We start from the raw sequence: 12,433 nt of genomic DNA on the forward strand, positions 1-12,433 counted from the left end.
AACAGATATTGGAAAGGGGTATAACTTATATGGCTGACAAGAATATACAGATTGCCTGCATGACTCTTGGTATGGTCGGAACAAACTGTTTTTTTGTGTTTGATGAAGCTAAAACTGATGACAATGGCAAGAAGCACGGTGTATTATTTGACCCTGCGGATCAGGGACGCAGAATATATGATACCTTGACGGAGAAGGGCTTTGTTATTGACCTTATCCTTCTTACGCACGGTCATTTTGATCATATAGGTGGCGCAAATGAGCTAATAGAGTTAAGCGGAGCCAAACTCGGCTGTCATGAGAAAGAACAGGCCTTATGCCAGGATGCATATTTGAATCTGTCTAATGATTATGGAATGCATCTTAAGGTTAAACCGGATATCACTTATAAAGATGGTGATATTATAGAGGCTGCAGGATTAACTTTTAAGGTATTGTTTACTCCTGGCCATACATCAGGCGGATGTTGTTATTACTGCGAGGAAGGCAAGTTTGTTATTGCGGGGGATACCCTCTTTGAAGAGTCGGTAGGAAGAACTGATTTCCCCACAAGTTCTACAAGTGAGCTTCTTCGTTCAATTAATGATAAACTATTTACTTTGCCGGATGACACGATTGTTTATCCCGGACATGGCGAGACAACATCTATAGGCCATGAAAAAGAGTACAATCCATTTGTTCTTGGATGGTAAAAATATTAGAAATAAAGGTATATAAAGTGATTAGAGTAAATTTAAATATTGATAAGTACCAGTACGACATCCATTCTCTTTTTAAAGCTTTTTATGGGAATGAGGATGTCAAAGTTATAGTCTCCGGAAGTTCTAATGATGAAGGAGACTATTTTGCCCTCGTAAATATACTGACAGAGGAAGAAAGTCCTGATTTGGTAAGAGGAAAGGTTGTTGTTTCTGCGGGGCTTAATTCAAAAGAGATTGTTCCTGTTCAAAAGGAAGTTGCATACATCGATCATCTTACTGTCAGTAAAAATGAAAACGCTTCTACAAGTGGAGATGCTTATACAGTAGACACAAGCAAAAATGCTGTTAAAAAGGCAATTTATCTGGCACTTAGAGAAGTAACCAAAAGAGATCTTCCATGGGGAAACCTTACCGGTATCAGACCAACCAGAATTGCCATGAACCTTATAGACAATGGCAAAAGCGATGAAGAAATCTTTGAGTACATGAAAAATACTTATTTTGTCAGCGATGAGAAGATAAGACTAAGCATTTCCATAGCCAGAAGAGAAAAAGAAGTATTAAAAGAAATAGATTATGAAAACGGCTACAGCCTTTATATAGGAATACCGTTTTGCCCAACAACCTGTCTTTACTGCTCATTTACTTCCTATCCGATTGGAGCTTACAGCAAGATAGTTGACGATTATATTTCCTGCCTTGAAAAAGAGATTGATTATGTTGCTGAAAATTTTGAGGGAAAGACGCTTGATACTATTTATATAGGTGGCGGAACCCCTACAACTCTTGAGCCTCATCAGCTCGAAAGACTTATAGGATACCTACAGGATAAACTGGATACATCTCATGTCAAAGAGTTTACGGTTGAATCAGGAAGACCTGACTCTATTACAAGAGAGAAATTAAAGACCATGAAGAAAATGGGAGTAACAAGAATATCTGTAAATCCCCAGACGATGAGAGATGAGACGCTTCGTCTGATTGGCAGGAGACATACGGTAGCTCAGCTGATTGACTCTTTTCATATGGCCAGAGAAGAGGGCTTTGATAACATCAATATGGATATTATCCTGGGACTTCCGGGAGAAACCGCTGAAGATGTTGCTTATACAATGAGTGAGATCAAAAAACTTGATCCGGATGATCTAACAGTTCATTCACTTGCCATAAAAAGAGGATCTCGTCTTGCAGAAGTTCTTCATGAAAAAGAACTTAAGGGAGAACTGAAGGTTCCAATTCTGGAATCTATAAATAATACTGAAGAGATGATGAATATAGCTTCAAGGGGAGCTGCAGAGTTGTCTTTAGAACCTTATTATCTCTACAGACAAAAGAATATCAGTGGAAACTTTGAAAATACAGGTTATGCCAGAAAAGGTAAAGCCGGAATATACAATATTCTCATCAATGAAGAAGTACAATCAATTGTTGCACTTGGCGCCGGCACTGTGACCAAGCGTGTTTATGGCAATGGACGAATAGAACGATGCGACAATGTCAAGGACATAAAAATGTATATGGAAAATATACAGGAAATGATAGACAGAAAAAATATTTTGTTTAAATGATGCATTTATGTAACTTTTAAACAAAAATAAGGTTTAAAATTTCTATAAAAGCTACGATACAACGATAATTGTTTGATAATTGCTTAAAATATATAAAAAAGATTAAATAAATGGAAACCAAATATAAAATATTCAGTACCCCACATTGCATATTTTAAGACTTCTATCATTGTTTTATATTGTGCAACATGCTATAATATTGTCAAAAATATGACGATATTGCTAGGAGTATGAGAAAAGGCAATATCACAAGGAGGTTTATATGCTATTCCAACTTTATAGCGATCATGCTGCGATGCAGTTAATCGGATGGGTGTTGGTATTCTGCGGACTTATTCTCATGAATGAGATTGGCCGTAGAACAAAGTTAGGTGGAATGATAGTTTTCGTTGTTATTCCATGTATTCTTACTGTTTACTTTATTTTGGCACATGTTGGTATGTTTGGAGGTGCACAGAATCCTACTGTTGCATTCATGGACGGATGGTTCCATTACTTCAAACTTTATGCTGCTGATATCGGCTGCGTAGGCTTCATGATGATCAAGTACAAATGGGGCATTGGTAAAGAGAAATGGTTTGCCTGGTTCCCATGGTTCATCGTTGCTGCCAATATCATGATTGCTAATGTATCTGATATGGAGTCAGCACTTGCTGCTTACTCAATCACAGGCAACCTTACTGGTGCTTGGTGGGCTTCTAACGAAGGCGTATTTATCTATGGCGGATGGTGGAACGTTGTTAACGCTATCGCAGGTCTTATCAATATTTTCTGTATGACAGGCTGCGTTCACCTCTACACATCAAAAGACAAGAACAAGTCAGATATGCTCTGGCCTGATATGACAATCTGGTTCATCATTGCATATGATGTTTGGAACTTTGAGTACACATATCTCAACCTTCCTACACACTCATGGTATTGCGGTGTTGCACTCTTACTTGCTCCTACATTTGCTAATGCATTCTGGAACAAGGGAGCTTGGATCCAGAACCGTGCTAATACACTTGCAATCTGGTGTATGTGGGCTCAGGTTGTTCCTGCATTCCAGCTTAGTTCTAAGTTTGCAGCAGCTCTTCCTTCAGTTTACGGCGGAGCAACTGCTAATGGAATTACTACAATGGACCTTTACGAGAAGGCTATTGCACTTTATAATGCAGGTAATGGTAAGACAGCAGAAGCTGGCCAGATCATCGAGAGCATGGGTATCACAGCTGATCCTAGAATGCAGGGATTCGTTGCAATTCTCGCAATTGTTATTAACGTAATCTGCATCACAGAGATCATCAAGAGATCAGTTAAGCTTGGTAAGAACCCTTATGCTAACGAAGTATTTGGTGATACCAAAGATTTCAAATTAGCTATGGAGCGTGCAGAGTAATAATGGATAATGTTAGAGTCATCGAAGTAAAAAGAAGTATTTTTGAGAGTAATGATAAGGATGCGGATAAGCTCAGGCAAGAGCTTAAGGAGTCAAAGACTTTTCTTTTAAACCTTATGTCTTCTCCCGGATCAGGCAAGACTACAACCCTTACACGTACTATTGAACTTCTTAAGGACAAGTACAGAATAGGTGTTATGGAAGCAGATATTGATTCAGATGTTGATGCCAAGACAATAGCAGCAACAGGAGTCAAGGCAATACAGCTACACACAGGCGGTATGTGCCATCTCGATGCTGATATGACACGTCAGGGAATCAAAGAGCTTGATACAAGTGATGTAGACTTTGCGATTCTTGAAAATGTTGGTAATCTGGTATGTCCTGCTGAATTTGATACAGGAAGTACCAAGAATGCGATGATTCTTTCTGTTCCTGAAGGACATGATAAGCCACTTAAATATCCGCTTATGTTTTCTATTTGCGATGTAGTGCTTATCAATAAAATTGATGTAATGCCTTACTTTGACTTTGACCTTGAGAAATGCAAGGAGAATATTCTTTTCCGTAATCCTAATGCCAAGATCATTCCTATCTGCGCTAAGACAGGAGAGGGCATGCAGGAGTGGGCTGATTGGCTGTCAGCGAATATAGAAGAAGCTATTAAGTAAGCTTTATATCATTGTGGCAAATTACGGGCTGTGCGCAGGCAGGGACTATTATAATCTTTGTTTGACGCACAGCTTTTTTGACAAAATAAAATATTATTAGGAAATTAGGTAATAAAATGCACGAACTTGGTGTTGTTTTTCGTATAATTGATGATCTTACAGAACTTGGCAAAGAAAATGAGATTGAGAAGATCCACACGGTTACTCTTCAGCTTGGAGAAGTTTCAGGTGTTGTTCCATCTCTTTTAACAGATGCCTGGAAATGGGCAGCTGACAGGACAGAGCTTATGAAAGGCGCAGAACTGATCATTGAGACTCTTCCGGCTGTCACATATTGTGAAGATTGTAAATGCGAATACGAGACAGTTGCGCATGGTAAGATTTGTCCTAATTGCGGCAGTGAACACACCTATCTTTTAAGAGGAAATGAATTCCTGATCAAGGAGATATCTGCTACATGAGTAATGTTTTGTTTTGAAAGGATTAAGGTAGAGAGATGGATAAAAATAATTTTGATATGAAGGATTTGATGACTCCATATTCTCTGGATCCAAACCGTAATAAAGTGGATCCCAGAGCCGGAATCATTCCTGATTCAGTTGATATGAATGCTCCTTTCCGTGAGCCATTGGCTAAATTTTCCAAGACAGTTACGGACAGGAAAGAAATCAAGTTGGGGCTTGAGAAGATTACAAAAGAGAGCCCGGAGTACTGGGGCCTTTATAATCTGATAACAGATGAGCAGTGCGAAATTGCTCTTAAGATGGAAAAGCGTAAGCCTAAGACATTTGAAGAGATAGCTGCCCTTTGCCCTGAATATACCAAAGAGGAATTACAGAAGCAGCTTGATGAAATGTCTTTTAACGGCGTTATCGAGTGGAATTATGAGAATGACAAACATGAGAAACAGTACGTTCTTCCAATGTATGTACCGGGATCAGCAGAATTTGGAAACATGAATCATAAGGTTCTTGAAGCTCATCCTGAGGCAGGAGCATTCTTTGAGAGAATGAGCCGTATTCCTCTTGAGGGACTTACTCACATGGTTCCTATGGGCGGGGCCGGTGTAGGTATGCATGTTATCCCTGTTGAGAAGGCTATTGAGATGCAGGGTGAGGCTATTAACCTTGAGAAGATTTCTTACTGGCTTGATTATTATGAAGGAAAGTATGCTGCTTCTCCATGCTCATGCAGAAGATCTAGAAAAACTTTTGATCAGGGATGCGCTGATGATCCAGAGGGTTGGTGTATTGCTGTTGGTGATATGGCAGACTATGTTGTCGAGACACAGAAAGATGGCCGTTATATCACCAAAGAAGAGGCTCTTGAAATCTTTAAACAGGCTGAAGAAAACGGATTTGTTCACCAGATCACAAACATTGACGGACAGCACAAGATATTTGCTATCTGTAACTGTAACGTAAATGTATGTTATGCTCTTCGTACTTCTCAGCTCTTTAACACACCTAACATGTCACGTTCAGCTTATGTTGCTCATGTCAGCAAAGAAAAGTGCGTTGCCTGTGGACGCTGCGTAGAGGTTTGCCCGGCTGGTGCAGCTACACTTGGCCAGAAGCTTTGCAAGAAGGATGGAAGCGAAGTAGTTTATCCTAAGATGCCACTTCCTACAGAACAGAAATGGTCTCGTGAGATGTGGACTGAGGATTATAGAGACATTAACCGTATCAACACACACAAGACAGGTACAGCTCCTTGTAAGACTGCTTGTCCTGCACATCTTCCTGTACAGGGATACATCAAGATGGCTGCTCAGGGCAGATATGATGAAGCTCTTGCACTTATCAAGAAGTACAATCCGCTTCCTGCAGTCTGCGGACATGTATGTAACCGTCGTTGTGAAGATGCTTGTACAAGAGGAACTATCGATCAGGCTCTTGCTATAGATGAGATCAAGAAGTTTGTAGCTATGAGAGATCTTAAGTCTGAGACAAGACATATTCCTAAGAAGGTAATCCCTAAGATTGATGGCGGCTTTGATGAGAAGGTAGCTATCATTGGTGCGGGCCCTGCAGGTATTTCATGTGCTTATTATCTTGCTCTTAAGGGATACAAGCCAACACTCTTTGATAAGAACAAGAAACCGGGCGGAATGGTTACATACGGTATTCCTTCATTCGTAATGGAAAAAGATGTAATTGAAGCCGAGGTTGATGTCCTTAGAGAGCTCGGCGTAGATATTCGCCTTGGTGTAGAGGTTGGTAAGGATATTACACTGAAACAGCTTCGTGAAGAAGGCTATAAGGCATTCTATATTGCTATTGGATGTCAGGGTGGCCGCGGAGTAAATGTACCTGGAGAGGACGCTCAGGGTGTTATCAAGGGTGTAGATATTCTTCACGATGTAATTGATGATGAGAGCTATAAGCTTACAGGAGATACAGTTGTAATTGGTGGCGGTAATGTTGCTATTGATGTTAGCCGTACAGCAATACGTTGTGGTTCTCCTAAGATAACTCAGGTTTCTCTTGAAACCAGAGATATCATGCCTGCTCTTCCTGAGGAAATTGAACTTGCTGAATCTGAAGGAATTGAGTTCAAGGGCGGCTGGGGACCTAAGGAAATCCTCACAGAAAACGGTAAGGTTAAGGGAATCGTATTTAAGAAATGTACTCAGGTTAAGAATGCTGAAGGACGTTTTGATCCTCAGTATGATGAGAATGAGACTATGGAAATTGCATGTTCAAATGTAATTCTTTCTGTTGGACAAGCAACTGTTTGGGGCAACCTTCTTGAAGGAGAAGCTGTAGAATTCAGAGGACCTGCTCCGGTTGCTGATAAGGTTACTTTCCAGACAACAGTTCCGGATATCTTCGTTGGCGGAGATATGTTCTACGGCCCAAGATTTGCTATTGATGCTATTGCCTGCGGAAGAGAAGGCGCGGAATCTATTCACAGATTTGTACAGCCTCATTCTTCACTTACAATAGGCCGTGATCCTAATTTCTTTATCGAGCTTGATAAAGACGACATTCAGATCAATGATTATGATCACGTAGGACGTCAGGTAGCCGGCAATACCAAGAGTGCTGATGGCAAGCTTACATTCCGTGATACCAAGCTTGTATTTACTGAAGAACAGGTTAAAAAGGAATCTTCTCGTTGCCTTGGCTGCGGAGCTTCAATTATTGACCCTAATAAGTGTGTGGGCTGCGGACTTTGCACAACTCGTTGTGAATTTGATGCTATCAAGCTTACGAGAGATAACCCTGATGCATCTACGATGAGAAAAGCGGAAGATAAGCTTAAATATATTCTTCCAAATGGATTAAAGCAGGCTGTTTCCAGACCTTTCGTTAAGAAAACATCTAAAGAAACTGCATGGCTTGATGAATAATTATCTATATAAATGAGATAAAAAATTAGAAGATTAAGTCAAGTGTCATGATCATGCACTTGACTTAATCTTTAAAAATGTATATTAATAAGAATTAGTGTTTGTAAACAATATTTTTATGAAGGGGTATTTTTATACATAATGGCTTCAAAAACAACTACTACCAAGAAAAATTCACTTCTTATAGTTGAGTCACCTACTAAGGTCAAGGCTATCAAGAAGTTTTTAGGTAATGGCTATGACGTAGCAGCCAGCAATGGTCATGTAAGAGATCTTCCCAAGAGCCAGATGGGCGTTGATGTTGAACATGATTTTGAACCTAAATATATAACTATCAGAGGCAAGGGAGATGTTCTTGCCGATCTTCGTAAGAAGGTCAAGAAGGCTGACCACGTGTACCTTGCAACTGACCCTGACCGCGAGGGAGAGGCTATTTCATGGCATCTTATCGCGGCTCTTAAGCTTGATGAGGCAGATGCCAAGATTCAGCGTGTTACCTTTAATGAAATTACCAAGAACGCTGTTAAAGAGGCTATGAAGCATCCAAGAGATATTGATATGAATCTAGTAGATGCTCAGCAGGCCAGACGTGTTCTTGACAGAATGGTTGGTTATTCTATTTCACCACTTCTCTGGTCCAAGATAAAAAGAGGCCTTAGCGCCGGAAGAGTTCAGTCAGTTGCTCTTAGGATCATCGCTGACAGAGAGGAAGAGATTGAATCCTTCATTCCTAGTGAGTATTGGACACTTGATGTTAATCTTGCTGCAGAAGGTGAGAAAAAACCTCTTGTTGCTCATTACTATGGCACAGGCAATGACAAAAAAGAAATTAAGTCCAAGGAAGAGCTTGATAAGATATGTGCATCTTTAAAAGGTGCCAAGTATGTAGTAAGTGATGTTAAAAAGGGTGAGAGAAACAAGAAAGCTCCTCTTCCTTTTACTACATCTACGCTTCAGCAGGAAGCTTCCAAGGCTCTCAATTTCTCAACGCAGAAGACAATGCGTGTTGCGCAGCAGTTGTATGAAGGGATTGAGCTTGGCAAGCAGGGAACTGTCGGTCTTATTACATATCTTCGTACGGATTCGACACGTGTTTCTGACGAGGCTGTAGCTGCAGCTAATGCTTATATTTCTTCTAATTTTGGAGATAAATATTTATCTGAGGGTACTACTGCCAAGAAGAGCGACGCCAAGATTCAGGATGCTCACGAAGCTATCAGACCTACCTATGTAGAAAACACACCTGTAGTGGTTAAGGAATTTTTATCAAGAGATCAGTTCAGATTGTATCAGCTTATCTGGAGAAGATTCATGGCCAGCCGTATGGCTCCTGCCAAGTATGAGACAACATCAGTCAAGATTGATGCCGGAGAGCATAGATTTACTGTAGCTGCTTCCAAGACTGTTTTTGATGGTTTCCTTAATGTTTATACAGATGAAGATGATCAGATTGAGAAAAATGTTCTCATGAAGAATCTTGATATTAATACTAAGCTTTCTTTTGACAGCTTTGACAGTGCACAGCATTTTACACAGCCGGCACCGCATTATACAGAGGCTTCTCTAGTACATGACCTTGAGGCTCTTGGAATTGGCAGACCGAGTACTTATGCTCCTACCATTTCTACGATCCTTGCAAGACACTATATTACCAAAGAGAATAAGGCAATCTTCATTACTGAGCTTGGCCAGGCTGTTAACAAGATGATGAATGATGCTTTTCCACAGATTGTTGATGTTAACTTTACATCTAACATGGAAGCTCTTCTTGATGGCATAGCTGATGGCAATGTTAAGTGGAAGACTGTAGTTGAGAATTTTTATCCTGATCTTAATGAAGCCGTAGAAGCTGCAGAAAAAGAGATGGAGAAGATTCAGGTACAGGATGAAGTTACTGATGAAATCTGTCCTAACTGTGGCAGAAATATGGTCATCAAATATGGACCTCACGGTAAGTTCCTTGCTTGCCCCGGATTCCCTGAATGTAAGAATACAATGCCTTATTTTGAGAAGATTGGTGTTGAGTGTCCTAAATGCGGTAAAGATCTAGTCCTTAAGAGAACCAGAAAAGGCAGAATCTATTATGGCTGCATTGGAAGTCCTGAATGTGACTTTATGTCATGGGCAAGACCTGTTAAAGAGAAATGTCCTAAGTGTGGCAAGTATATGGTTGCCAAGAGCAATAAGCTTGCCTGCAGCGATCAGGAATGCGGATTTTCATGCAATAAAGACGAATTGAAAAAAGAATAAACATGAGTTTTCTGAAAATTTAAGTGTATTTTAATAATTGTAGGCGCTTTAAGGTTTGAAGCGCCTATTTTTTTATGCTATGATACAAATAGCGTAGTAATGTTTTAAACGTATTTACGTTAATAATGTTACTAATGGGGAAATAATCAAAAAAGGAGAATTCCGATGAGTAGTGTACAGCTACTGGACAAGACACGTAAGATAGGTAAATTATTACACAACAGCAATTCAGGCAAGGTGGTTTTTAATGATATTTGCAGAGTGTTGTGTGACATTCTTGCTTCAAACATGTTTGTAATTAGTAAAAAAGGAAAGGTACTTGGTATTGGCGAGAGCGCAAACGTTGCTTCATTAAGCGACCTTTTGGTAGATAATGTCGGATCTTTTATTGATCCTATGTTAAACCAAAGGCTCCTGACCATTCTTTCCACCCAAGAGAATGTCAATCTTGAGACACTTGGCTTTGAAGGAATCGACAGCTCTAAATTCCAGGCTATTATTACACCGATTGAGATAGCCGGAGAAAGACTTGGAACACTTTTTATCTACAAGACAGATGCTCCGTATGATATTGATGATATTATCTTATGTGAGTATGGAACAACAGTAGTAGGGCTTGAGATGCTCCGTGCTGTGAATGAGGAGAGTGCTGAAGAGAGCAGAAAGCTTGCAGTTGTTAAATCAGCTATCAGTACACTTTCATTTTCAGAGATGCAGGCAATTATCCATATATTTGATGAACTTGATGGAATGGAAGGCGTTCTTGTTGCCAGCAAGATTGCTGACAGAGTAGGAATTACCCGAAGCGTAATTGTAAATGCTCTCCGCAAGTTTGAAAGTGCAGGTGTTATAGAGTCTAGGTCCTCCGGTATGAAAGGAACTTATATCAAGGTTACCAACGACGTTGTATTTAATGAGATCAAGAAACTTAAGGCAGAGCTTTGACTTTTAAAGTAATTAAGTAATTGGTTTCTTTGACCGATATTAACAACAGATAATAACATACATTTGTTTAAGTACATATAGAATGGATGGATGTTGATGAAGGGATTTATCAGATAGATAAACCCCTTCTTTTTGTTTATACATCTTGTAGTTTTTCGGAATGATATACACAATATAAAGTATAATATGCTTGTATTTTGTTAGAAAAAATTTTATTATTAATATAATAACATTATTGTGTCTATATTCCGCATATTTTGGAGGTAGCCATGATCAATAGTAACGCTTTTGATTACATCAACGTACTGGATAAAGCTGCAGATGCTTCCTGGCTTCGAAATGAAGTTATAGCTAACAATATCGCCAATGTTGATACTCCCGGGTATAAGAGACAGGACCTTAATTTTGAGGATGAACTTGAAAGAGCTTTGGGTAATTCAAGATATGTTACCATGGATGCCAAGGTAGCCGGACTTAAGGAACGCGAGCTTAGGCCAAGAGTAATTAATGATTACTCTAATTTCTCTTACAGACTAGACAAGAACAATGTAGATATTGACACTGAGAATGTTACACTTGCTGCCAACCAGATCAAGTATCAGGGACTTATGGCAGGACTTAAATCTGAATTCTCAAACCTTCAGGCTGCATGCAAATCATCATAATCTGCGAAGGTGATTCATGTTAGAAGCGAAAGGAGACGAGCATGAATATATTTGATTCTTTTAACATCAATTCATCAGGTATGACGGCTCAGAGATTCAGAATGGATATCATTTCTGAAAATATAGCCAACGCCAATACAACCAGAACCAAGGATGGAGATACTCCTTATACCAGAAAGGTAGTAAGATTTGCTGAAAAGGGTACGCAGACTCCTTTTTCCAGAATATTAAATGAGAGACTTGATCATTACTCAGGCCGAGGCGTTAAGGTTACTCAGGTACAGGATGATACATGGACTCAGTATAATATAGTATATGACCCTTCACATCCCGATGCGGATGCCAATGGTTATGTTACGTATCCTAATGTCAACACGGTTACTGAAATGACGAACCTGATTGATGCAAGCAGATCATATGAAGCAAATGCAACCGCGTTTGATGCAAGTAAGAATATAGCAGCAAGAGGTCTTGAACTAGGCCAAGGCTAATTAGATGTGCTTTGAGTTAGTTTGTTTGTACATTTATGGAGGGGATAAATGGCATCTCTTGATATTTCTCAACTTAGAAATGTATCTTCTGACGTTATAAGAAACGCCGAGAAGGTCAACAGCAGAGTTTACAATGTTCTTGGTCCGCAGGATGACAACAACTCTTTTTCAAGTATATTTGGAAGAGCTATGGAGAACATCAATACGACCAATGCTTATCTGTCGGATGCAGAGAATGAGGAGATTAAATGGGCTCTTGGGGAGACCAATAATACTCATGATCTGTCCATCGCGCTTCAGAAAGCTCAGACAGCTCTGCAATATACTATAGCGGTAAGAGACAGAGCACTTTCTGCATATAGAGAAATTACTCAGATGCAGATTTGAGCGATATAGGGATTTGAGG

General features: G+C 39.7%; 11 protein-coding genes. All 11 read left to right on the top strand.

The annotated features are described in order from the left end of the window. The first annotated feature begins 29 nt into the window (after positions 1-29). Positions 30-692 (top strand): MBL fold metallo-hydrolase, encoded by a 663-nt coding sequence (locus BPR_RS06860; protein ID WP_013280739.1) that lies wholly within the window; start codon positions 30-32, stop codon positions 690-692. Next, on the top strand, positions 686-2,269 hold the full coding sequence (gene hemZ, locus BPR_RS06865) for a coproporphyrinogen dehydrogenase HemZ (protein ID WP_013280740.1): 1,584 nt from the start codon (positions 686-688) through the stop codon (positions 2,267-2,269). Before BPR_RS06860 ends, hemZ begins: the two co-directional genes overlap by 7 nt. 262 nt (positions 2,270-2,531) lie before the next feature. After that, positions 2,532-3,650, top strand: a complete 1,119-nt coding sequence (locus BPR_RS06870; RefSeq protein WP_013280741.1) for a DUF5692 family protein — start codon at positions 2,532-2,534, stop codon at positions 3,648-3,650. 2 nt (positions 3,651-3,652) lie between these two features. Next, positions 3,653-4,321 (top strand): hydrogenase nickel incorporation protein HypB, encoded by a 669-nt coding sequence (gene hypB, locus BPR_RS06875; protein ID WP_013280742.1) that lies wholly within the window; start codon positions 3,653-3,655, stop codon positions 4,319-4,321. Positions 4,322-4,437: 116 nt separating this feature from the next. Further along, on the top strand, positions 4,438-4,782 hold the full coding sequence (locus BPR_RS06880; protein ID WP_013280743.1) for a hydrogenase maturation nickel metallochaperone HypA: 345 nt from the start codon (positions 4,438-4,440) through the stop codon (positions 4,780-4,782). A gap of 143 nt (positions 4,783-4,925) precedes the next feature. Further along, on the top strand, positions 4,926-7,676 hold the full coding sequence (locus BPR_RS06885) for an FAD-dependent oxidoreductase (protein ID WP_042257725.1): 2,751 nt from the start codon (positions 4,926-4,928) through the stop codon (positions 7,674-7,676). A 141-nt stretch (positions 7,677-7,817) separates the two neighbouring features. After that, the gene (gene topA / locus BPR_RS06890; RefSeq protein ID WP_013280745.1) at positions 7,818-9,926 is read left to right on the top strand and encodes a type I DNA topoisomerase; all 2,109 of its coding nucleotides are present in this window, start codon (positions 7,818-7,820) and stop codon (positions 9,924-9,926) included. A 165-nt stretch (positions 9,927-10,091) separates the two neighbouring features. Then, on the top strand, positions 10,092-10,871 hold the full coding sequence (gene codY / locus BPR_RS06895; protein ID WP_013280746.1) for a GTP-sensing pleiotropic transcriptional regulator CodY: 780 nt from the start codon (positions 10,092-10,094) through the stop codon (positions 10,869-10,871). A 269-nt stretch (positions 10,872-11,140) separates the two neighbouring features. After that, a complete protein-coding gene (gene flgB / locus BPR_RS06900) occupies positions 11,141-11,536 on the top strand; it encodes a flagellar basal body rod protein FlgB (protein WP_013280747.1) in 396 nt (131 codons plus the stop codon). 41 nt (positions 11,537-11,577) lie between these two features. Then, entirely contained in the window at positions 11,578-12,027 is a 450-nt protein-coding gene (gene flgC, locus BPR_RS06905; protein ID WP_013280748.1) for a flagellar basal body rod protein FlgC, read from the top strand. Positions 12,028-12,075: 48 nt separating this feature from the next. Then, the gene (gene fliE / locus BPR_RS06910; RefSeq protein ID WP_013280749.1) at positions 12,076-12,414 is read left to right on the top strand and encodes a flagellar hook-basal body complex protein FliE; all 339 of its coding nucleotides are present in this window, start codon (positions 12,076-12,078) and stop codon (positions 12,412-12,414) included. Positions 12,415-12,433: the final 19 nt, after the last annotated feature.

It is taken from the genome of Butyrivibrio proteoclasticus B316 (genome assembly GCF_000145035.1).
Classification (GTDB): domain Bacteria; phylum Bacillota; class Clostridia; order Lachnospirales; family Lachnospiraceae; genus Butyrivibrio; species Butyrivibrio proteoclasticus.